Annotated in this window: 21 protein-coding genes, 1 other RNA gene and 1 pseudogene; 18 read left to right on the plus strand and 5 right to left on the minus strand. The window is 50.4% G+C overall.

Annotation, left to right across the window (positions count from 1 at the left end; translation table 11 throughout):
- Together TJ79_RS00760 and TJ79_RS00765 are read right to left on the minus strand one after the other, a co-directional pair.
- Positions 1 to 469: hypothetical protein (locus TJ79_RS00760; protein WP_040948379.1), on the minus strand; the 469-nt coding region annotated here is incomplete at its 3' end.
- Complete coding sequence (locus tag TJ79_RS00765) at positions 462 to 803, minus strand: PadR family transcriptional regulator (protein ID WP_040948380.1); 342 nt, start codon at positions 801 to 803, stop codon at positions 462 to 464. The genes TJ79_RS00765 and TJ79_RS00760, both read right to left, overlap by 8 nt.
- Before the next feature lie 174 nt (positions 804 to 977).
- On the opposite strand from TJ79_RS00765, the gene yqfC reads away from it, so the two are divergent.
- From yqfC to rnpB, 18 genes and pseudogenes are all read left to right on the plus strand, one after another.
- On the plus strand, positions 978 to 1256 hold the full coding sequence (yqfC, locus tag TJ79_RS00770; RefSeq protein ID WP_040948381.1) for a sporulation protein YqfC: 279 nt from the start codon (positions 978 to 980) through the stop codon (positions 1254 to 1256).
- Between the two features lie 13 nt (positions 1257 to 1269).
- Positions 1270 to 2480 (plus strand): annotated as a pseudogene (gene yqfD / locus TJ79_RS27860) (sporulation protein YqfD).
- 92 nt (positions 2481 to 2572) lie between these two features.
- Entirely contained in the window at positions 2573 to 3544 is a 972-nt protein-coding gene (locus tag TJ79_RS00780; protein WP_420319363.1) for a PhoH family protein, read from the plus strand.
- A gap of 113 nt (positions 3545 to 3657) precedes the next feature.
- On the plus strand, positions 3658 to 6003 hold the full coding sequence (locus TJ79_RS00785; RefSeq protein WP_081756621.1) for an HD family phosphohydrolase: 2346 nt from the start codon (positions 3658 to 3660) through the stop codon (positions 6001 to 6003).
- Positions 6004 to 6005: 2 nt separating this feature from the next.
- Positions 6006 to 6527 carry an rRNA maturation RNase YbeY gene (gene ybeY, locus TJ79_RS00790; RefSeq protein WP_040948383.1) on the plus strand — a complete coding sequence of 174 codons (522 nt, stop codon included), beginning with the start codon at positions 6006 to 6008 and terminating at the stop codon, positions 6525 to 6527.
- A complete protein-coding gene (locus tag TJ79_RS00795; protein ID WP_040948384.1) occupies positions 6524 to 7249 on the plus strand; it encodes a diacylglycerol kinase in 726 nt (241 codons plus the stop codon). Before ybeY ends, TJ79_RS00795 begins: the two co-directional genes overlap by 4 nt.
- 50 nt (positions 7250 to 7299) lie before the next feature.
- Positions 7300 to 7728: a cytidine deaminase gene (locus tag TJ79_RS00800; protein WP_040948431.1), complete on the plus strand. Its 429-nt coding sequence runs from the start codon at positions 7300 to 7302 to the stop codon at positions 7726 to 7728.
- A gap of 83 nt (positions 7729 to 7811) precedes the next feature.
- Positions 7812 to 8708: a GTPase Era gene (era, locus tag TJ79_RS00805; protein WP_040948385.1), complete on the plus strand. Its 897-nt coding sequence runs from the start codon at positions 7812 to 7814 to the stop codon at positions 8706 to 8708.
- A 123-nt stretch (positions 8709 to 8831) separates the two neighbouring features.
- Positions 8832 to 8987, plus strand: coding sequence for a YqzL family protein (locus TJ79_RS26455; RefSeq protein WP_155987731.1), 156 nt, complete (start codon positions 8832 to 8834; stop codon positions 8985 to 8987).
- Between the two features lie 24 nt (positions 8988 to 9011).
- Complete coding sequence (gene recO, locus TJ79_RS00810; protein ID WP_040948386.1) at positions 9012 to 9761, plus strand: DNA repair protein RecO; 750 nt, start codon at positions 9012 to 9014, stop codon at positions 9759 to 9761.
- Positions 9762 to 9926: 165 nt separating this feature from the next.
- Positions 9927 to 10754 (plus strand): pyruvate, water dikinase regulatory protein, encoded by an 828-nt coding sequence (locus tag TJ79_RS00815; protein WP_155987728.1) that lies wholly within the window; start codon positions 9927 to 9929, stop codon positions 10752 to 10754.
- Positions 10755 to 10863: 109 nt separating this feature from the next.
- Positions 10864 to 11331 carry a YaiI/YqxD family protein gene (locus tag TJ79_RS00820; protein ID WP_040948387.1) on the plus strand — a complete coding sequence of 156 codons (468 nt, stop codon included), beginning with the start codon at positions 10864 to 10866 and terminating at the stop codon, positions 11329 to 11331.
- 40 nt (positions 11332 to 11371) lie between these two features.
- Positions 11372 to 13210 (plus strand): DNA primase, encoded by a 1839-nt coding sequence (gene dnaG / locus TJ79_RS00825; protein WP_040948388.1) that lies wholly within the window; start codon positions 11372 to 11374, stop codon positions 13208 to 13210.
- A gap of 39 nt (positions 13211 to 13249) precedes the next feature.
- Positions 13250 to 14380 (plus strand): RNA polymerase sigma factor RpoD, encoded by a 1131-nt coding sequence (gene rpoD, locus TJ79_RS00830; RefSeq protein ID WP_040948389.1) that lies wholly within the window; start codon positions 13250 to 13252, stop codon positions 14378 to 14380.
- Between the two features lie 71 nt (positions 14381 to 14451).
- Positions 14452 to 15312 (plus strand): hypothetical protein, encoded by an 861-nt coding sequence (locus TJ79_RS00835; RefSeq protein ID WP_155987729.1) that lies wholly within the window; start codon positions 14452 to 14454, stop codon positions 15310 to 15312.
- A gap of 1 nt (position 15313) precedes the next feature.
- The gene (locus TJ79_RS00840; RefSeq protein WP_040948391.1) at positions 15314 to 16060 is read left to right on the plus strand and encodes a tRNA (adenine(22)-N(1))-methyltransferase; all 747 of its coding nucleotides are present in this window, start codon (positions 15314 to 15316) and stop codon (positions 16058 to 16060) included.
- On the plus strand, positions 16027 to 17142 hold the full coding sequence (locus TJ79_RS00845) for a Nif3-like dinuclear metal center hexameric protein (RefSeq protein WP_040948392.1): 1116 nt from the start codon (positions 16027 to 16029) through the stop codon (positions 17140 to 17142). Before TJ79_RS00840 ends, TJ79_RS00845 begins: the two co-directional genes overlap by 34 nt.
- Positions 17143 to 17552: 410 nt before the next feature.
- An RNA gene (gene rnpB / locus TJ79_RS25585) (RNase P RNA component class A) lies at positions 17553 to 17971 on the plus strand.
- A 52-nt stretch (positions 17972 to 18023) separates the two neighbouring features.
- On the opposite strand, the gene TJ79_RS00850 is transcribed toward rnpB, so the two are convergent.
- The 3 genes from TJ79_RS00850 to TJ79_RS00860 form a co-directional block, all read right to left on the minus strand.
- Positions 18024 to 19649, minus strand: coding sequence for an ABC transporter substrate-binding protein (locus tag TJ79_RS00850; protein WP_040948393.1), 1626 nt, complete (start codon positions 19647 to 19649; stop codon positions 18024 to 18026).
- A 117-nt stretch (positions 19650 to 19766) separates the two neighbouring features.
- Positions 19767 to 20735, minus strand: a complete 969-nt coding sequence (locus TJ79_RS00855; protein WP_081756623.1) for a carbohydrate ABC transporter permease — start codon at positions 20733 to 20735, stop codon at positions 19767 to 19769.
- A gap of 11 nt (positions 20736 to 20746) precedes the next feature.
- Complete coding sequence (locus TJ79_RS00860) at positions 20747 to 21625, minus strand: ABC transporter permease (RefSeq protein ID WP_052339153.1); 879 nt, start codon at positions 21623 to 21625, stop codon at positions 20747 to 20749.
- Between the last annotated feature and the right edge of the window lie 34 nt (positions 21626 to 21659).

The following is a 21659-nucleotide window of genomic DNA, read 5'->3' on the forward strand; positions in this document are numbered from 1 at the left end:
AGAAACCACCGATGGTGAGACCGAGAAAGAGGAAACCGGCATAAAACAGGCCGATAACCTCGCCGTGCTGCATGTACCATTGCTCTGTTGCCGCTTCGATGCCGAATCCGTCGAAGGCTTCCATGAACTCGCCGAAGTCCTTACGAAGCTCGGCTTCATCGAATTTGTCCATGGTGATCTGCAGCGCTTCTTTCTCTGTATATCCTTCTTTCATCAAATCGGCGAGCCCGTCCCGAAGATAGGTTTTGATTTCCTCACTGAGATCCTTTTGGCTCGGCTTCAAGCTCAGCTTGTGTTTGTACTTGTTATAGCCTTTGGTCAGTTTGTCGCGGTTTTGCTCCAGCTTCATCTGGAGGTGTTCTTTATAAGTCAACTCTCCGTTTCCGGTGTAGCCGGCTTTCCGGGCGACACGTTCCACCAGTTTATCGATTTTTTGCAGTGCTTCTCGGGATAAGGTTTGATCAGCCACGATTATCCACACCTTTCAAAAATAAGTCGATGATTTGTTTAAAATGCTCCCACTCTTGCTTTCTCCGCAATAGATGCCTGCGCCCTTCCGGCAACAGCCGGTAATATTTCCTTCTTCCGCCTACGCTTTCGTCTCCCCAATAAGACTCGACATACCCGCTTTGTTCCAGACGCTTGAAGGCGAGATAGAGCGTTCCTTCCTTCAGTTCGAAGGAGTTTTTCGTCTCTTCTTTCACTCTTTTTCCCAGTTCATACCCGTACAAATCCTCTCCGTATAGGAGGGCTAGGATGATGATGTCAATGTAGCCCTTGAGCATTTCCTTTTCGATTTCCACTGACGGATGCTCCTTTGTTTTAGAATGCGCCTACCTTAGTACATATAGTATTTTAATGCAGCATACTTAATTATGCAATGTATTATTCGTGCTTGCTACAACAATGGGATAATTTTCATTCTCCCGGCATATTGTTAATCGAACCGCCGGTGGCAGAACGGGAAGGGTGAGGGCATGCGCCGCCTGAAAAAAATTCGGATGTTTACCGCAGATCTGCTGGATGTTCCGCGGGATGTCATCCTAGATGTGCCGCGACTTACAATGATCGGTAATATGCAGCTTTACATAGAGAATCATCATGGTGTCCTGCATTTTTCCTCGGATTTACTGCGCTTGGCATTGGCAAAGGGACATTTGGAAATTCACGGTAGTGACTTGGTACTTCGGGCGATATTGCCGGAAGAGGTATTCGTCGAGGGGACCATCGGGGATATCAAATATGTGACGGGATGAGGAGGAAAAGTCTGTGATAACGGGGCTGTTGCGCAAACTGACCGGCTATGTCGCGCTGGACCTGCGGGGGCCTGCGGAAGTTTTCGTAAATGAAGCGGTTACGGCGGGCATACGGATATGGGAGATTCGCCGGAAGAGTCCGGACATTGTGGAACTAAAGCTGGCGCTTCCGGATTTTTTTCGCATAAAGCCGCTGCTGCGCCAGACAGGCTGCCGTTTTCATGTGACAGGCCGTTTTGGTTTTCCTTTCATGCTGGACAGGCTGGGCAAACGCAAAGCCTTTGCAATTGGCGCTGCCGCTTTTGTGGCCGGGTTGATCATGCTTACCTCGCTGGTATGGTCGATACAAGTGGAAGGCAACGTCAAACTGAAGAAGGAAGATATTCTGGCGGCGGCTGAATCGCTGGGAGTCCGAGAGTTTCAATGGACCTTCCGGCTAAAAGACAGCGATACCCTGTCCCGCGAGCTGCAGGGCAAGCTTCCCGGAATCGCTTGGGTAGGCGTGGAGCGGAAAGGTACTCATGTTCTGATCAAAATTGTCGAGTCGGTCAAGCCCGGCGATCGGGTACTGGTGAGTCCGCGTCATTTGGTTGCCAAGAAAACGCTGTTGTCACCAAAGTGCTGGCGGAAAAGGGACAAGTTCTAGTGCAGCCCCAGCAGTATGTCCACAAAGGGGCGGTGCTTGTCTCCGGCAGGCTGGGAGATGAGACCAGCAGTTCCATGGTTCCGGCGACAGGAAAAGTATTTGGTCTCGTTTGGTATGAATCCCATATTGAGGTTCCCTTAGAGCAGTTGCATCGTACCTATACCGGAAATTCCTATGAGAAAAAATATTTGGTCTTCGGTAGCCGTGCCCTTCAGCTTTGGGGCTACGGTAAAGAAGCTTATCCGCATTCGGCCGCTGTCGCAAACCGTAAAACACTGTCATTTCGCAAATGGACGATGCCGATCGGTTGGCTGAACGAGAGAATTTATGAGGTGAATGACGAGAAGGCTATTCTGGATTCTCGCTCCGCCGAGAGCCTTGGTGTAAAACGAGCTGCGGACAAGTTGCTGCAGGCTGCGGGAGAAGGCTCACGATTGTCTGAAGCTAAAGTGATCAAAAGCAAAGTGGAAAATGGCAAACAGATCATAACCGCTCTTATTGAAATCGAGGAAGATATTTCGGAAGAGCTGCCTGTAGTGGAATTGCCTCCCGCACCATCGGCTCCTCCGGGCGAGTAACGCCGGGAGAGTGTCGGCCTTGCATACGCGGCTACATATCATATACACTTGGACATATACTATATCCAACGTGAATGCGAGGAGAATGAAGCCTGTTGAATGTAAATGAATCCGTCAAAATTCCGTTGAAGAACATTGCCGAGGGCCTCGCCCTTTTCGGTCCGCAGGATCGTTTTCTGCAGATGATTGAAGAGGGGACCAGCGCCAAGCTGTTTTCACGGGAAGAAGAAATCGTCATTCAAGGAGATACCAGGGAAGTGGAATCCCTGAAGCAGCTTTTCGAAGTGCTGCTGGAATTGATACGCAATCACTATGTGCTTTCCGAACGGGACGTCACCTATGCTTTGGAATTGTCCAAGCAGATGAAGGCGGATCAGCTCTTAGAGCTGTTCAAGGGCGAAATCGCCACCACGTACCGGGGAAAGCCTATTCGAATAAAAACCATTGGACAGAAACAATATGTCAATGAAATCCGTCAGAAGGATATCGTCTTCGGAATTGGACCCGCCGGCACCGGTAAAACCTATGTCGCTGTCGTACTTGCGGTAGCCGCGCTGAAGGAAGCGAAAGTGAAACGTATCGTGCTCACGCGGCCTGCAGTTGAAGCCGGAGAGAGCTTGGGCTTCCTGCCGGGAGACCTGCAGGAAAAGGTTGACCCCTATTTGAGGCCGTTGTATGATGCTCTTAACGACGTTCTGGGGCCTGAACAAGTAGCGAAATCGCTGGAACGCGGCCTCATCGAAATCGCCCCTTTGGCTTATATGAGAGGGCGGACGCTGGATGATTCGTTCATTATTTTGGACGAAGCGCAGAATACGACAGCGGAGCAAATGAAGATGTTTCTTACCCGTCTGGGCTTCGGATCCAAGATGGTGATCACCGGGGATATCACGCAAATCGATTTGCCCCGGGGTAAGAAATCAGGCTTAGTGGAAGCAGCACGCATCCTCCAGGGCATTGAAGATATCGGGTTTATCACGTTTTCGGAACAAGACGTTGTCCGTCATACTCTCGTGCAGAAAATCATCACCGCTTATAATCTGGACCAGGAAAGGCACGGATAGACACATATCGCTGGCGCAGAGCCAGCGAATGTGTGGAAAATCGGCACAGCCGCCTGAAATTTGATCTTTTCCTCATGAAGGTTAGTTCAGATAGAAAGAAGGCTCAAGTTCCAATGAAGCGTAAGATTAGCTCTCCGGCTGTGCGATCAACCGGTAAAACAACGGCAAAGTCGTTTACATGGATGAATGGTTGGAAGTACAGCGCCTTCATCCGCTTTTTTTTATTTCTTCTGATCGGGGTCATTCTTTATTTTTCGTTGGCCGACCGACTTATTCCAAAGACCTATGATATTCAACCGAATACGGAAAGCGAGACAACGGTGCTGGCTCCTCGCCAGATCAAGGATGATATCGCCACGGCAAAAGCCCAAGAGGCCGCCGCTCAGCAAGTAGGCGATGTCTATTATTCCGTCAATCCTCGCAGCACCGTGCTGATTTCGACCTTGTACGATAAATTGGAACTGTCTCTCACCGATACCGAAATGCAATTTGAAGAGCGGGTGAGCTACTACCGATCGGTATTTCCCCGGGTGCTGGAAGAGTTTACAGATGAGTCGGTGCGGATCGCCGGGACTGCTGTTCCCGGCAATACAAAGCTGACGGATGAAATGAAAAAACAGTACGCGGATCAGGAATATAAAATTACCGAAGAAGCCTACTATAAGATGCCTAGGTTAACGGTTGACGACTTGGGCGATATGGAGAACGTCACGCGGGAAATCGTCGCGAAGTTGAGCAGTGATCCGCTGACAGATGTACGTGCTGTCCGTGGCAAGGTCACTCAATTAGTCAACTCCTCCTCTCTCGCCAAGAGCACTCAGCGGGAAATTGTTCAGGAGATCTCCAAGCTTTGCTTATTGCCTGACCGTTTCTATGATGCAACGGGCACGGAGAAGGCAAAGGATGAGGCGAGAGGAGCGACTAAGCCGGTTTATATCGACAAGAACGATGTCTTAATTCGCAAAGGCGATTATATTACGCAGGATGTCTACGACAGGCTGAATGCGGCCGGACTCCTTAACAGCGAGAAGAATTACAAGCCGGCTCTAGGCCTTGCTCTATTCACCGTTCTGGCCGTCACTGCCCTCTTTATGCAAGTGAGAAGAAGCACCCATTCCATCGCCCAGAATAATGCACAGCTGTTGATGCTGCTCGTTATTATTCTGATCAATATCGTGGGGATAAGGATTGTGGCCTTGGGCCAAAACCTGGAGTATCCCTTTGTCGGCTATTTGGCTCCTGTCGCATTAGGAGTAACACTCTGTTTTCTTTTGCTGGACACCCCCCTTGCGGTTGCGCTGACTATTCTCTTTGCCATCGTTTCATCCGCCGTATTCAACGCGGAGCCGGACCGGCTCTTTGATTTTCGGTTTGGCTTTGCAGCGTTGGCCAGCGGATATGCCGCCATTTTCTCGCTGCATCGGGTAAGCCAGCGTTTCTCCGTTCTAAAAGCGGGGCTTGCCGTATCGCTATTTTCCACGGCCGCGGTGACGGCGATCATTCTGATATCGAACAGTTTTTCGGGAGTTGCCTATGCTCTAGGTTACGCGCTGGCAAGCGGTGTGATTACGGCTGTTCTGGCCATCGGATTAATTCCTTTCTTCGAGGCGGTATTCGGAATTCTTTCGCCGCTTAAGTTGTCGGAATTGTCCAATCCGAACCATCCGCTCTTGCGCAAGCTTTTGACTGAAGCTCCGGGGACCTACCACCACAGCGTTATGGTGGGCAACTTGGCGGAAGCGGCGGCGGAAGCCATCGGCGCCGACGGGCTGCTCTGCCGGGTCGGATCGTATTATCACGACATTGGGAAGACGAAGCGGCCGTCCTATTTTATCGAGAATCAATTGAACATGGAGAATCCTCACGACAGCATCGATCCGGGGCTCAGCACCTCCATTATCACAGCTCACGCCAGAGACGGCGTCGAGATGCTGTTGGAGCATAAGATTCCGAAGGGTATCCGCGATATCGCCGAGCAGCACCACGGTACGACCCTGTTAAAATCCTTCTACTACAAAGCGGTTAAGCAGCAAGGGGATAATCCGCAAAAGCCGGTGCAGGAGTCGGATTACCGTTATCCCGGTCCGAAAGCCCAAAGCAAGGAAGCGGCGGTGGTGGGCATCGCGGACAGCGTAGAAGCGGCGGTTCGCTCGCTGCGGCATCCCAATATCGAACAGATCGACCAAATGGTGCGGAAAATTATTAAAGACAGACTGGATGACGGCCAGTTTGACGAGTGCGATCTCACTCTTCGCGAGTTAGATACGGTAGGGAAGACGCTGAAGGAAACGCTCCTCGGCATCTTTCACTCCCGAATTGAATATCCCAGCGATTTGCCTCCAGCCCGACCTTCGCAGACGGCTCCCCAGGAATCTTCTCCACCTACTTTGAAAAAGGTGGATTTTACGGGGCAAAGCAGCCATGGGAAACCAGACAAAGAATGGAAAGGAGGAGCCTGATTATGGCTCTGAATTTGGTATGCAACAATGAACAAGATGAGATGGAGATTACCGAGGCTTTAACTGGCCTGTTGGAAAAGCTGCTGCAAATCGCCGGCGCCCAGGAAGGCGTTGAACACGGGGAAGTCGCCCTAACCTTTGTTGATGATGAGGAAATCCACCGCCTGAACAATGAATTTCGCAATATCGACCGGCCGACGGATGTTTTATCTTTTCCGATGTTCGAGAAAGATGAGGACGAGCCTAGAATCAACTATGATGATCTGGAGGAAGTGGAGAACGAGGACGGAACCGCTCCGGATGATTTTACGGAGGAAGAACCCCTTGGCGATATTGTCATCTCGATTCCGAGAGCCGTTGCCCAAAGCGAAGAGTACGGGCATTCTGTGGAAAGGGAACTGGGCTTTCTCTTTATTCACGGGTTCCTTCACTTGATCGGCTATGATCATGAAAGCGATGATGAAGAGCGGGAGATGTTTGCCAAGCAGGAAAGCATTCTCCAGGAGGCAGGTCTCACGCGGTGAAACAAGGGATCCGGTTCCTGCGCAGCATGCGGTACGCTTACGAAGGCATTAAGTACGCGCTGACGACCCAGCCGAACATGAAGATTCACTTCTTCGTTTCCTTTTTGGTATTGGCTGCCGCCGTATTATTCGGCTTGAGCCGGAACGATATTTTGTTTCTGCTTTTGGCGATTACCCTCGTTATCGTTACGGAACTGATCAATACCGCCATTGAAAAAACAGTCGATCTCGCAATGCCGGACAGGCATCCTCTAGCCAAGATTGCTAAGGATACCGCCGCTGCCGCCGTTCTCGTTACGGCGGCTTTTGCCGTCGCTGTCGGCCTTATTATTTTCTATCGGCCAGTGGAATTATGGCTGCAGGCATCTCGGCTTACACCTGATCCCATTACGGCCGCATCGGTCTGGATCTATCTGATCTTTGTTCTGTTGACCGTCATCGTTGCGGAAACCCGTTTTTCCAAAAGGAGTAAACTTGCGCCGAGCCTGCTTTCCGCCGTTGCTTTTTCTCTCTCAACCTTGATTTCGCTAATGGTGGATCGTGGGTTGCCTGTCTTTTTGTCTTATGCCTTGGCGGTTCTCACCTTGCTTGTTCTGTATCACCGGCGCAGCCGCCGATTGATCTCCCTTTTGTTTGGCGCTATATTGGGAACCGCAATCACCCTGCTTATCTTCAGCTTGCACCGCTTATCCATTCATGTTGATTGGTTTAGCTTGTGGTAAAAAGAATAGGAACGCGAAACGTTCCGTACATCGAGGTGAAAGTGATGGATATGCCATCGAAAGACGAACTGAAGAAGCAAGCTGCCGCCGCCATGAGCCGCGCATATGTCCCTTATTCGCAATTTAAAGTAGGAGCCGCCTTGATTACGGAGGATGGACAAATTCTCCATGGCTGCAACGTGGAAAACGCCGCCTACGGACCGACCAACTGCGCCGAACGTACCGCGCTGTTTCGGGCCATTTCCGACGGGCATGCACCTCGTTCCTTCCGGGCTTTGGCTGTTATCGGCGATACTCCCGGGCCAATCTCACCTTGCGGCATTTGCCGGCAAGTGATGTCCGAGCTTTGTCTGCCGGATATGCCGGTGTTTTTATTTAATGTAAAAGGGGACTCAGCGGAGACTACGGTAGCGGAGTTATTGCCCGGTGCTTTTCATATGCCGGACGTCGAGGAACCGAAGGAAACGGGCAAACTGTAAACATCGAACGTGCGATGGACCAGTGAGCGCCATGAATCAAGATACTTTTTTCTATAACGGAGAGTTTTTACGGAGGTAGGAGCATGCAAAAAGGTTATAAATCCGGATTTGTCGCCATTATCGGCAGGCCGAACGTCGGAAAGTCGACCCTGATGAACCATCTGATCGGGCAAAAGGTCGCCATCATGTCGGATAAGCCTCAAACGACGCGAAATAAGATCCACGGTGTGTATACAACTGATGGGATGCAGATTGTGTTTTTGGACACTCCCGGGATTCACAAACCCCATTCCAAGCTGGGCGATTATATGGTCAAAACGGCGGAAAGCACCCTTCACGAAGTGGATGCCATCCTTTTCCTGGTCAACGTTGCCGAAGAACTTGGCGGAGGAGACCGGTATATCATCGAACAGTTAGCTAAAGTCAAAACGCCGGTTTTTTTGGTCATGAACAAGATCGACCAAGTTACTCCCGATGATCTGCTGCATATTATCGTGAAATATAAGGACTTGCATCCTTTTGCCGAAATTGTGCCTATTTCCGCTCTTCACGGCAATAATGTCGAGACCCTTATGCAAAAACTGGGCACTTACTTGCCTGAAGGCCCGCAGTATTATCCGGCGGATCAGGTGACGGATCATCCGGAACAGTTTGTCGTCGCCGAATTGATCCGGGAGAAGATCTTGCATCTCACTCGGGAAGAAATCCCCCATTCCGTTGCGGTTGGAATCGAGGATATGAAGGTGGAGAAGAATGGCTTGGTGCGGATTGGTGCCGTCATTTACGTGGAGCGGGACTCCCAGAAAGGCATCGTTATCGGCAAAAGCGGAGCGCTTTTGAAGGAAATCGGCAAGCAGGCGCGTGCGGATATTGAAGCCCTTCTTGGTTCCAAAACGTTTCTGGAGCTATGGGTTAAGGTTAAGAAAGATTGGAGAAACCGGCAGCAAGTGCTGCAGGATCTTGGCTTTCGGGATGAATAACACCGTTCAGGCCGCATGATTACGATCCGAAAGCAATAAACAGATCATCTTGCATGGATAACCCGGCATACTCTGAGTCATCCTAATTTCAATCATCAGTCTGACATTGGGGAGGATGGAATGATGAAAGAGTTTTTCTGGCAGTATTTCTCAAGATGTGGAAACCTTGACGCGTATTTATTGTATAAGGAATCGGAGCAAAGCGGAATTGAACCGGTGGAACTGGCGGAAATGACGGTTCAGGAGCTGGAGACGGGAGATCGGGAAACGCTGCAGTAATGAGCAGGATTGGGGACAGGTCACATGCTTCATCGAACGGAAGGGATCGTTATCCGCTGTCTGGACTATGGGGAAGGACACATCATTTTATCGCTGCTAACCGAACAACTGGGTAAAGTCAGCGTCATGGCCCGGGGTGCCAAAAAAGCGAATAGCCGGCTTGCCGCTTGCGCACAGCCCTTTACATATGGGGATTATGTGATTTACCGCGGCGGTGGAGGAATGGGGACCTTGAATCAGGGAGAGACGTTGGACTCCCGGCGGATGTTGCGGGAAGACTTGCATAAAACTGCCTATTCCGCTTATATCGCGGAGATGGCGGATCGCCTTCTTCCGGAAAACGAACCGAATAGCATGCTTTTCCATCAATTGAATGCGGCGCTAGCCGCTATTGATGAGGGCAAAGATGCGGAGATCGTCATCGCGATTATGGAGATGAAGATGCTGGCATTGGCAGGGTATTTGCCGCAGCTTACCGAATGCGTTTCTTGCGGCAGCGACCAAGGAGAGATGCGGGTGAGCATAGCACAGGGCGGGATTCTATGTCCCCGCTGCTACGGCAGGGACCCTGCCGCACTTCATGTTACTCCTGCCGGGCTCCGACTCCTGCGGCTGTTCCAACGGATGGATTTGCGCCGGTTGGGAGCTGTGCAAGTGAAACCGGAAACCATCGTGGAGATTAAAGCAACGATGCGGGCTTTTATGGACATGCATCTCGGCACAAAATGGAAATCGAGGGATTTTCTTGATCAAATGAAAAAGTACGGAATTTGAGAGAAATGAAACCGGTTGACCGTTTGAACTATTCATTATATCTTTTAACTTGCCGATATAGGACGTACAGGAATGAATACCGTTTATCGAACCAGACTCCGCCTTTTTGGTCGGAGTTTGACTTTGCCCGGACGGTATATTTTAACAGGACAGGCGTGAATCATTATGGTTATGGATTCCGAGAGAGAGATGACCCCAACGGTTTATGTGGTATCCGACTCGGCTGGGGAAACGGCGGAATCAGTTGTACGGGCCGCTGCCATCCAGTTCTCGCCGGCTGCCGTAGACATTCGCAGAGCCACTTTCATCCAAAACCGCGAAGGGATCGATCAAGTGATTGAGGCCGCCCGGAAAACCGGCGGAATGATCGTCTTTACGCTTGTGGTGCCGGAACTCCGGGACTATTTGCTGGAGAGATCCGTGCTATATAAAATCGTCTGCATGGATTTGCTCAGCCCGATTATTTACAATTTGGAAAATATCCTGAACCGGAAATCCCGGCATGAGCCTGGGATGATCCATGAGCTGGATGATGATTATTTCAAGCGAGTGGAAGCCATCGAATTTGCCGTCAAATACGACGACGGGCGTGATCCGGCAGGCGTGTTAAAAGCGGATATCGTGTTGGTAGGCGTTTCCCGAACTTCGAAAACGCCGCTCGCCATGTATTTGGCCAACAAAAAATATAAGGTTGCCAACGTTCCGCTTGTACCGGAGCTGAAGCCCTTTAAAGAACTGTTCACCATTCCCCAACATAAAATTGTCGGATTAAAAATAAGCACCGAAAAGCTGAACGCCATCCGCAAAGAAAGACTGAAGGCACTTGGCCTTCATGGGGATGCGAGCTACGCAAGGCTGGAGCGCATCGAGCAGGAACTGCGTTATTCCGAAGAAATCATGACTCGATTAGGGTGCCAGGTCATCGATGTATCCAACCGGGCGGTAGAAGAAACCGCTGGTTTCATTCAGGAAATGTTCAGGTCGGGTCTTTAGGTTTTGCTCGCCAAAAAGCAGGAATTTATCTGCGGACAGGCGTATATATAGATATCTGGTCCTTTATATTCGGATTTGACTGTAAATCGGACATTCGGAGGACGGCAAAATGACAAAACGGCTGAAGATCGTTGTAGACGCCGATGCGTGTCCTGTCAAGGATGAGATCGTTGCAGCCGCTGCGGAATATGGAGCCGACGTGTGGATGGTCGCTTCTTATGATCATTATTTACCTCCACGAGAAGGCGTTCAAAACTTTCAAGTAGACCGATCGGACCAATCCGTCGATCTTTATATCGCCAACCGGTTATCAGCCGGCGATATTCTGATTACGCAAGACTTTGGACTCGCGGCTATCGGTATCTCCAAGGGTGCCGTCGTGTTATCCAATCGGGGTCAAATCTATACGGATAAAACAATCGGTTTTCTGCTGGAAAGACGCAATGAGCAAGCGCGAATCAGGCGCGGAGGCGGGCGCACCAAGGGTCCGCGGGCGATGACCAAGGATGATCGTCATTTTTTTCTACATACATTGACAAAAGTTTTGTCTGGTACAGCAGGAAATTTCGTCACCTAGGCGAATAGTAATACGTGTCGACGAGATGTAGGTGATTGAATTGACAGGAAGCCGTATTCCCGATGACGTAATCGAGGCCGTATTGAAGCGGCACGATATCGTCGATGTCATTGGAAAATATGTTCATTTAACGAAGCAAGGGCACTACTTGAAAGGGCTGTGTCCTTTTCATTCGGAGAAAACCCCATCTTTCTCGGTCAATCCGGAGAAGCAGTTTTATCATTGCTTCGGATGCCAGGCTGGCGGTAATCTCATTCATTTTGTGATGGAGATCGAAGGCTTCTCCTTTCCCGAAGCCGTCAAGCAATTGGCAGAGGAAGCCGATATCCCTTTTGATTGGGAAGGTAACGGCATTAATCAGGAAAAGTCGGAGGAGCAGAAGGACCGGGACGCGCTTTATAGTGCTCATGAGTTCGCAACCAAGCTGTATCAACTGGTTTTGACCAATTATGAGCAAGGTCGGCCTGCCTTGGACTATCTCCGCAAACGGGGAATATCCCAGAAGTGGATCGATTTTTTTCAAATCGGCAGCGCTCCGGCGACCTGGGACCTTCTGGCGAAGCAGTTGGAAAAGAGAAGCTACTCCCTTCCGCTATGCGAGAAGGGCGGTCTTGTCTCAGCCAAGTCCGATGGCAGCGGGTATGTGGATAAATTTCGCGACCGCGTGTTGTTTCCCATTCATGATTTTAAAGGGAAGGTGATTGCTTTTGCGGGAAGAGCCATAGGGGATGTTCAACCCAAATACTTGAATAGCCCTGAAACGCCGTTATTTAATAAAAGCCGCAATCTGTTCAACTTTCATCGAGCCAGACCGCAAATTCGCAAGACCGGACAAGTCGTTCTTTTTGAAGGCTTTATGGATGTGATTCGAGCCTGGGAGGCGGGAGTGGAGAACGGAGTCGCGACGATGGGCACCGCGCTCACGGAAGATCATGTGGCGATTTTGCGCAGAAATGCGCAAGAGGTAATCGTGTGTTATGACGGGGACGCGGCGGGTCAAAATGCGGCCTACAAAGCTCTTGCTTTGTTTGACAAAGCGGGGATTGCGGCTAAGGTGGCTGTTCTACCGGAAGGCAAAGATCCTGATGAATTTATATCCGCATACGGGGCGGAGCGGTTCCGTCGGGAAATTATCGAGGGGGCCGTTACTACGGTTCGCTATAAGCTACAATATGTTAGGAAAAATTTCAATCTCCGCAATGAGGACGGGCGGCTGCGTTATCTGGAGACTGCTGCTAAACTCATTGCAGAACTGAACTCTCCTTTGGAGCGAGATCATTATGCCAAAGAGCTTACGACCGAGCTTGCGGCAGATCCATCGGCTTTTAAACAGGAACTCCATCTTGCGAGACAAGAGCTTTTGCATAATAAAGAAAAAAGGGATAATAATGTAAAAACGTGGAATAATGTAATGAATGATGGGGCCGGTGCGAAGCAGCCTGCAATGTTGAAGCGGGCGTATTTGCAGGCGGAAGTCCGTTTGCTCGCTGTCATGATGCATGATTCCGACGTTGCGGAGTATGTCAAGCAGCGGATCGGCGACCAGTTCAATTTGGATACCCACGCAGCCCTTGCCGCTTATTTATATGCTTATTATGCTCAAGGAAATCCTCCCGACATAAGCCGCTATCTTGCCACTCTACATGACGACAAGCTTGAAAGCGCTGCGGGAGCCATCTTAATGACGGACATTCAAGGGGTCAACTCGCAAGTTATTGACGATTATATCCGGGAAATTCGGAAAATACCGCAGCAAGCCGCTATAAAGATAAAGAAAGAAGAGCAGGCCCAGGCGGTACTTTCAGGTGACATCATGAAGGCAGCACAGATCGGTAGTGAAATCATAGCCCTGGAACAGCAGTTGAACCATGCAAAATGACGAGGACGCATGCGAATCCGGGGAGGAGGGAGTAGATTTATGGCGAACGACCAACATACTCAAGTGGATACGGAATTGACGGTTGAACAAGTAAAGGAACAGCTCATACAGATTGGGAAAAAGCGCTCCTCTTTGACCTATAAGGAAATTATGGAGCGGCTCGCTCCTTTCGATCAGGATCCCGATCAAATCGATGACTTCTTTGAGCAATTGGGAGAACTCGGAATTGAGATCGGCAACGAAAATGACGAAGAAGACGATATGCCCATGAGCCGGAATCGGGAGGATCATGACGGAGATGAATTCAGCTTCGAGGATGATCTGACTTTGCCTCCGGGCATTAAGATCAATGATCCGGTGCGGATGTATCTGAAGGAAATTGGCAGAGTTCCGCTTCTTTCCGCTGAGGAAGAAATTGAGCTGGCCATGCGCATCAATAACGGCGACGAAGAAGCGAAGCGCCGGCTGGCTGAGGCAAACCTGCGCCTTGTTGTCAGCATCGCAAAGCGTTATGTGGGCAGGGGGATGCTCTTCCTTGATCTGATTCAGGAAGGAAACATGGGTCTGATTAAGGCTGTAGAGAAATTCGACCATAAAAAAGGCTTTAAATTCAGCACTTATGCGACATGGTGGATTCGCCAGGCCATTACCCGCGCCATTGCTGACCAAGCAAGGACGATTCGGATTCCGGTGCATATGGTGGAAACCATCAACAAGCTGATCCGCGTGTCCCGTCAACTTTTGCAGGAGCTGGGCCGCGAACCCACGCCGGAGGAAATCGCCAAGGAGATGGAACTGAGCACCGAAAAAGTGCGGGAGATTATGAAAATCGCCCAAGAGCCGGTATCTTTAGAAACCCCTATCGGTGAAGAAGACGATTCTCATCTCGGCGATTTCATTGAGGATCAGGAGGCGCTTGCCCCGGCCGACGCCGCAGCCTACGAGCTGTTGAAAGAGCAGCTTGAGGATGTTCTGGACACTTTAACGGAACGAGAAGAGAATGTGTTGAGACTTCGCTTCGGTCTTGACGACGGCCGCACCCGGACGCTTGAAGAAGTCGGGAAAGTATTTGGCGTTACCCGGGAACGGATTCGGCAAATTGAAGCCAAAGCCTTGCGCAAGCTTCGTCATCCAAGCCGCAGCAAGCGACTGAAAGATTTTCTTGAATAGAATCCAATCGATGACCTTTTGCTTCTGGGAGGGTCATCTTTTTCCTTAAAAAAGGACTGCGCAAGTTATTGGTGCCTATTGTGATCCTGAAGGACGGTGTGCATATGGAAGAGGAGAGACGGAAAATAATTGTCAAAGAGATTGAAGGCTGGCGCAGAAACCGTCTGCTGCCGGAGCAATACTGCGATTTCTTGGATAATTTATATAAGGATGAAGAGGAAGAAGACGGGGCTAAACAAATTTTGGGCTTGTCGGTTTCGAAAATTCGCAATGGTAAGCCGACTACTTGGCTTCTTCTGTTCGGACTCATTGGTCTCTTTTTCTATATTTTTTATTATTTTACTTCTTTTCCCTTTCCGATGCAAATTGCTATTCTCGCCTTAGCCACTCTTGCTTTTTTTTGGTTCGGCGTCAGGATAAGATATAAGAAGCCATCCCTATCGCTGTTAAATCTTTCTCTTGGGGCTTTAATTGCTCCGGTTGGCGGCAGCTATTTACTTGTCGAGAATGATGCCGCCAAATGGACCATCGCCTTGGTTGTAGCGGGAAGCGCCTTGTTTTGGATGGTTACCGGCCTGACTTCACGCTTTCCGGTGTTTCATTTTGCCGGGTGGATCGCGATGGGGTTTATCTATGGCTGGATACTGAGCGATAATATCCCAGAACCCGGTTGGGCGGGTTTGCAGATCAGCTGGCTTCCAGCAAGCGTACTGCTGGCCTGGTTTGGTTGGCTTATGCATCACAAGAGCAAGCAAACAGGAGGAGCACTTATGGCGGCTGGAGCCGTTCTATGGATTGCTCCGGAGCTGCACGGACTGTTTTTGACCGAGCTTTCACCTTGGATATTGCAAATGATCTTGTTTGCAAAGCTGGTGGCGGCAGCAACGGTTCTGTTTGCTTCAAGAAATAAATGGATCGAGTGGGTTGTCTAACATGGTGATATTGTCAAATCGTTTGAAGCAAATTGCGGAGCGGGTACCGGCTGGCAGCAAGCTGGCCGATATCGGCTCCGATCATGCGTTATTGCCGGTTTATCTTGTGCAAAGCGGGGCGATTCCGGCTGCGATAGCCGGTGAAGTCAATCCCGGTCCTTACGCTGCTGCCATGCAGCAGGTGCGGGATGCGGGGCTAACAGCCGCCATCCAGGTTCGCCGGGGAGACGGTTTATCCGTGCTTCAGCCGGACGAAGTAGAAACGATTACCATCGCCGGCATGGGCGGCAGTCTGATCGTGAAGATCTTAAGCGCAGGCGAGGATAAACTTGGTGTGGTGAAGCGGCTTGTTTTGCAGCCCAATGTAGGCGAAGAGTTTGTTCGCCGCTACCTGGTAGAGAAGGAATGGCTTCTCACAGAAGAAGCGATACTAGAGGAAGATGGCAAGATATATGAGATTCTTGTAGCTGAACGGAACAATGACGTCCAAAGGAAAAACGAACGGCTATATGATGCGAACCCGTCCATGCTGCTGAAAATGGGTCCGTTTCTTTTGCAGGAGGCTTCGCCTGTTTTCGTACAAAAATGGCACGGTGAAATCGCCAAGCTGGAGCGCATTTCCGAGCAGCTTGATGAATCGGAGCTTGCGGCGTCCAAGGCCAAGAAACAAGAACTGGACCGAGAGATTCAAACCTTGAAGGAGGTGCTGCTTGCATGTACGCAAAAGGACAAACCGTCATTCAGCTAATGGAGCGGTTCGCTCCCAAGCAATATGCAGTGGAAGATGATCGGATCGGACTGCAGGTGGGAACACTGTCTAAGCCGGTGCAAAAAGCGCTTATCGCGTTGGATGTGACAGAGGCTGTCGTGGAAGAGGCGATAAGCATCGGAGCGGAGCTTATTATCGCTCATCATGCGGTTATTTTCCGATCGCTGAAAAGCCTGCAAACCGATACCCCTGCTGGTCGGCTGTACGAGAAACTGATCAAGAACGACATTGCCGTATATATCGCTCATACCAATTTGGATGTAGCGGAGGGCGGGATGAATGATTTGATGGCAGATGCCCTAGATCTAACTGATACCTGCCCACTGGAGGAGGTTCATACCGATCGGCTGAAAAAGCTGGTGGTTTTTGTGCCCGTGAGTCACCATGAGAAGGTACAGGACGCGATTTTTCGTGCGGGAGCCGGCTGGATCGGCGGATATAGTCATTGCAGCTTTAACATAGCGGGAACCGGAACCTTCATGCCTCAAGAGGGAACAAAGCCTTTTATCGGCGAACAGGGGAATATGGAACATGCAGAGGAAATCCGGTTAGAGACGATTGTCCCCCATAGTATAGAACGCAAGGTGATCCAGGCAATGCTCAGAGCTCACCCCTATGAAGAAGTCGCTTATGACATCTATCCCTTGGATCTGCTGGGCAAAAGCTTTGGGCTCGGCCGTGTGGGCCGCTTACCGGCGGACTGCACCCTTGATCAACTGGCGGAAAAAGTAAAGCTTGCTTTTGATGTGCCATTTACCCGTGTCGTTGGGGACGGGCAGCAAGTAATCCGCAAGGTAGCCGTCCTCGGCGGCTCAGGGGCTAAATACGTGCGTCACACCCAGTTTGCCGGTGCCGATGTGCTCATCACCGGCGATATTGATTATCACACCGCTCAGGACGCCCTGGCAGCAGGGATTGCGTTGATCGATCCCGGCCATAACGCAGAGAAGATCGTCAAGGCGAAGGTCCGCGACTACCTGAATCAAGAGCTCCAAGCGCTGAAATCAGAAACCGAAGCTGTCGCCTCGCAAATCGACACCGAAGTGTTCCGGCTGGTGTAGCGTTGAGAAAAAATCGTAGATGAAAGCTGGGAAGCCGGTGAGGGGTATTGGCTTCGGCAGATCTTGAAATCGTGTCCTCTGATTGAACTTAATAATGGTGGTAAGGACAACGATTTCAAAGACTGCACGGAAACTCTTCGCTCAATACCCTATCCCCTCTTTCCCTTATTCATAGGAACGGAGGACATTTGGACTGAAGGAGCGTTAGCGCCCGCCATTACTAACGGATTTCTTCCGCTATAATAGCGGCTATATTCAGGAAATCCGAAAACAACAGTGGCCGGAAGTTCAAATGGTCAGTAGTTCCCACGTCACGACAGTTTCATTTCACATATATCCGCTTAAGAGTTTCCACAATTTCCGTGTTGCGCTACGTGCCGGAACGCTGTATACTATTTGATTGTGATCGGAAAGTTTGACAGACAATCGCCGGCGGCGTGAGGAATCTGCCGCGGGAGGAAAGTCCGGGCTCCATAGGGCAGAATGCTGGATAACGTCCAGTCAGCGCGAGTTGAAGGATAGTGCCACAGAAATGGACCGCCGATGGCCGTCTCTTCGGAGACGCGCACAGGCAAGGGTGGAACCGTGGTGTAAGAGACCACGAGGGGCTATGGCGACATAATCCCTGGTAAACCCCATTTGGAGCAAGACCTAGTGGAACGCAAGTGCGGCTTGACCGCACAGCCTTTGCCCGAGGCGCGTTCGGGTTGGTCGCTTGAGCCGTGCAGCAATGTACAGCCTAGATAGATGATTGTTACTTCAATGGTGGGAGGGGCAACCCGTTACGACCACCGGAAGCACAGAACCCGGCTTACGGCAAGCTTTCCGACTAACGCAAAAAACCGCAAGGCGTTTACGCCCTGCGGTTTTTTGCTATTTATTTATTTTTTGCTGAGGAAAGCATCGAATTGCGCTTGTTTTTCCTTGACGATGTCGTCCAGACCAGCGGCCTTCATCTTTTGTTGATATTCCGGAACTTTCTTCTCCGGATCGATGGAGCCGGTGTCAAGAGCCGGATCGTATTGCTTGCGGATGTTCAAGGTGGCGGCTACCTTCGGGCTGATCTTCGCATTGTTATCGAAGGTAAAGCCAAGGCCCTTGGAGTAGTGGGTGCCTTCGTTGAAGCTCTTGAATTGATCCCATTTGTCGGCCGGTTCGCCCTTCCAGATGTAGTTCAGGAATTGGCTGCCGAACATCCAGGCTGCGCCCAAGCTGTAATCGGCGGTTTTGTCGGTAGATTCGACGGTATTGTCGCCGGTTTTCTTATAGTGGGTGCCTTCGATACCGAAGTTGAGCAGGTTGTTCAGGTATTTGTCACTGTGAAGCAGGTTGATGAACATCATGGCGCGTTCCGGGTTGGTCGAGGTGCTGCTGATGGCCAGCATCGAGCCGGCGGCTTCGCTCACGGCGGTGGTCTTGACATTCATGGTCAATTGCGCAACCTTGTCGGTCAAACCGGTGGAAGCGGCGACTTCGGTGTCTTTACCAGGTTTCAATGCAGAAGGAATCATGAATATCTTACCGGTTTTGAAAGCGTCGGTTCCGCTCAGCTGCGTGGTGGCAGCATCTTTGTTGACCAAGCCTTTGACGAACATGTTGCGAGTGGATTTCAACGTGGCCATGTAGCGGTCGAAGTCAAAGCGGGCTTTAATGGTGGTGTCGTCGCCATCCTTCAGGAGAACGCCTTCAATGTTGTTGTCACCAAGGAAATCCCAGTTTGCGAAGTAGTGAGAGTTGAAGTTGTCGCCGTCTCTCAGGAAGACAGGAGTCATGTCCGGCTTGGCGGCTTTGACTTTTTCCAGAATCGGAGTCAGGTCATCCAGAGTTTTCGCGGCTTTCAGTTGATCTTCGATACCCAGTTCTTGCGCGATGTCTTTGCGATAGAGGACACCGCCTTCAGAAGCCATTTCTTTGAGGGTCGGAATGCCGTAGTTCAACCCGTTGATTTGCGAGCCTTTGAGGATATCAGGGGTGATGTTTTGTTGAATGGTCGGGCCGTATTTTTGCAGCAGGTTGCCATACTTGCCGTTGTCGTCATTGAGTGCCAGGAATGCTTTCTTGCCGACGTTTACGCCATATTGGGACCATACGGCGGTGAACATGATATCCACTTTTTCACGGGAGGAGACCATCAGGTTTACTTTTTGGTCCCATTGACCCCATTGAATCGGCTCGATTTTGATGGTAGCGTTGAGTTTCTCTTTCAGATACTTGTTGATTTCGTCGTTAACGGCTTGTTGATCTTTTTGAGGAGCGCCTGGGAACACCATACGCAGTTCAACGGGCTCGAGCTTGCTTACATCAATGGCATTTGGATCAGCAGCTGTTGTTGCCGCAGGTGTTGTTGTTGCCGCCGGAGCCTTACTGGCTGCGGTCGTGGGAGCAGTGGTAGGAGCTTTGGTTTCCTTACTGTCTTTGCTGCTGTCCTTGCCACAGCCGGAGAGCACCATGGCTGCCGACATCATCAAGGTCAGCGTTGCGATTGCCGGTTTTTTCCAACGTTTCATCTCTTGCGATTCCTCCCTTTAATAGAACCGTACTTTTATATGCTTAAACCGGTTGCCCGGAAGAAGCCAAGCTTGAAGAACTGCCGAATCGTGAAGCGTATTTGCAAAATAGGGTCATCAACCTTTGACGGCGCCGACGGTCAAGCCTGCAATGAAGTAGCGCTGGAAGAACGGGTAAGCGAGAATGATCGGCCCGATCCCGAGAACCGCCATCGCCATCCGGACTGTTTCCTGCGGGAAGCTCAAGTAGCCGCCACCCTTAGCAATTTCAGCTGCTGCCGTCGAATTTGAGGACAGGAATTGAATATCCAGCATCGTCTTGTACATCAGGAACTGCAAGCTGACGTTATGGTTGCCGACCCCATCGATGAAGACCATGCTGTTGAACCAGTCGTTCCAATAGGCTAAGGTTTGGAACAAACCGACGGTAGCGAGAACCGGCAAGGACAAAGGGATAACGATTTGGAAAAAGATACGGAATTCGCCGGCTCCATCGATTTTTCCGGATTCCAACAGCTCGCCGGGAATCGAATTGCTGAAAAATGTGCGGATGATCATGACCAGGAAAGCGGAGACAAGGAGCGGCATGATCAGTGCCCAAAGCATGTTTTTCATATGGAAAATTTGGGTGTAAACGAGATACCAGGGAACGAGCCCGCCGTTGAACAGCATGGTGAAGAACATGAAGAAGGCGAATTTGTTCCGGTGGGGAAAATCCTTGCGCGAGATCGGATAAGCGAACAGCGACATGATCAGGATACTGAGCGCAGTGCCGACGATCGTGACAAAGATCGAAACACCATAGGATTGGACGATTTGATGCCAGTCCTTGAACATGAAACGATAAGCTTCCAGACTGAGCTTTTGCGGTAAAAAGCTATAGCCGTGAACGAGTACGGTATTTTCATCTGTAAAAGAAATGATGATGACCAGGAGCAGCGGGACTAAGCACGCCAACGAATAGAGAGCGAAAATCACATTGATGACAAAGTTGCTTTTCGCGGAAATCGCCGTAGCGCCGAAAGTTTTCTTCTTGCGGGAAGAACGCGCCGCCTGCTTGTCACTTGCACTTAGATTAGCTGACATGGTTCTTCCTCCTAAAACAGAGCGTCTTCTCTGCTGATTTTTCGGATGAGCATATTGGAGCCGAGTACGAGCAGGAATCCGACGACGGCCTGGAACATACCGGCTGCCGAAGACATGCCTACATCGCCCATAACAAGGAATGTGTTATACACGTACGTATCGATAACCCGGGTAGTGGGTGCTAGCATGCCGGAGTTCATCGTGACTTGGAAAAACAAGCCGAAATCGCCGTAGAAAATGCGGCCGATGCTCAGGATCAACAAAACGACGATGACGGGACGGATCAAGGGAATGGTAATGTTGAAGATTTGTTGGCGTTTCGTCGCCCCGTCCAGGGTTGCCGCTTCATAGTACTCGTTGTCGATGCCGATGATCGCCGCCAAGTAAATGACAGTACTGTAGCCGATGTTTTTCCATAACTGGACGATTGGCAGGATGTACACCCAGGCTTTTGGCTCCATATACCAGTCTATTGGGTTCCAGCCCAGTTTGGGAAAAAGGGAGGTGTTCAGCATGCCGTGTTCCGGTCCGAGAAAGGAATAAACCAGATAGCCCACGACGACGAAGCTTAAAATATACGGCAGGAACATGGCGCTTTGATGGAACTTTGCCAGTAATTTGTTCCTCATTTCATTGAACATGATGGCGAAGATGATCCCAAAGACTAGATTCATGATAATGAAAACGGCGTTATATGCCACGGTGTTGCGGATAAGCTCCCAAGCGACGTTGTTCTGGAAAAGGAAACGAAAGTTCTCGAAGCCTGACCAAGGGCTTTTGATAAACCAGAATCTTCCAAGGCCATAATCAGGCCGTTTGAAGGCGATCACTACGCCTAACATCGGCAGATAGTTGTTGATCAGGAGCACGATGCTTGCCGGTAACATCATGATGTAAAGGGGCCAAAACTTTTTTACGTGATGC

The organism is Gorillibacterium massiliense (genome assembly GCF_000455485.1).
Classification (GTDB): domain Bacteria; phylum Bacillota; class Bacilli; order Paenibacillales; family NBRC-103111; genus Gorillibacterium; species Gorillibacterium massiliense.

What these genes read in the sequence shown, in the direction of transcription:
- ybeY (WP_040948383.1), top strand. Translation starts at nt 6,006, where the DNA reads ATGGCTCTGAATTTGGTATGCAACAATGAACAAGATGAGATGGAGATT.
- TJ79_RS00855 (WP_081756623.1), bottom strand. Translation starts at nt 20,735, where the DNA reads ATGTCAGCTAATCTAAGTGCAAGTGACAAGCAGGCGGCGCGTTCTTCC.
- TJ79_RS00785 (WP_081756621.1), top strand. Translation starts at nt 3,658, where the DNA reads ATGAAGCGTAAGATTAGCTCTCCGGCTGTGCGATCAACCGGTAAAACA.
- TJ79_RS00800 (WP_040948431.1), top strand. Translation starts at nt 7,300, where the DNA reads ATGCCATCGAAAGACGAACTGAAGAAGCAAGCTGCCGCCGCCATGAGC.
- TJ79_RS00860 (WP_052339153.1), bottom strand. Translation starts at nt 21,625, where the DNA reads ATGATGTTACCGGCAAGCATCGTGCTCCTGATCAACAACTATCTGCCG.
- TJ79_RS00815 (WP_155987728.1), top strand. Translation starts at nt 9,927, where the DNA reads ATGGTTATGGATTCCGAGAGAGAGATGACCCCAACGGTTTATGTGGTA.
- yqfC (WP_040948381.1), top strand. Translation starts at nt 978, where the DNA reads ATGCGCCGCCTGAAAAAAATTCGGATGTTTACCGCAGATCTGCTGGAT.
- TJ79_RS00820 (WP_040948387.1), top strand. Translation starts at nt 10,864, where the DNA reads ATGACAAAACGGCTGAAGATCGTTGTAGACGCCGATGCGTGTCCTGTC.
- era (WP_040948385.1), top strand. Translation starts at nt 7,812, where the DNA reads ATGCAAAAAGGTTATAAATCCGGATTTGTCGCCATTATCGGCAGGCCG.
- recO (WP_040948386.1), top strand. Translation starts at nt 9,012, where the DNA reads ATGCTTCATCGAACGGAAGGGATCGTTATCCGCTGTCTGGACTATGGG.
- rpoD (WP_040948389.1), top strand. Translation starts at nt 13,250, where the DNA reads ATGGCGAACGACCAACATACTCAAGTGGATACGGAATTGACGGTTGAA.
- TJ79_RS26455 (WP_155987731.1), top strand. Translation starts at nt 8,832, where the DNA reads ATGAAAGAGTTTTTCTGGCAGTATTTCTCAAGATGTGGAAACCTTGAC.
- TJ79_RS00850 (WP_040948393.1), bottom strand. Translation starts at nt 19,649, where the DNA reads ATGAAACGTTGGAAAAAACCGGCAATCGCAACGCTGACCTTGATGATG.
- TJ79_RS00840 (WP_040948391.1), top strand. Translation starts at nt 15,314, where the DNA reads ATGGTGATATTGTCAAATCGTTTGAAGCAAATTGCGGAGCGGGTACCG.
- TJ79_RS00845 (WP_040948392.1), top strand. Translation starts at nt 16,027, where the DNA reads ATGTACGCAAAAGGACAAACCGTCATTCAGCTAATGGAGCGGTTCGCT.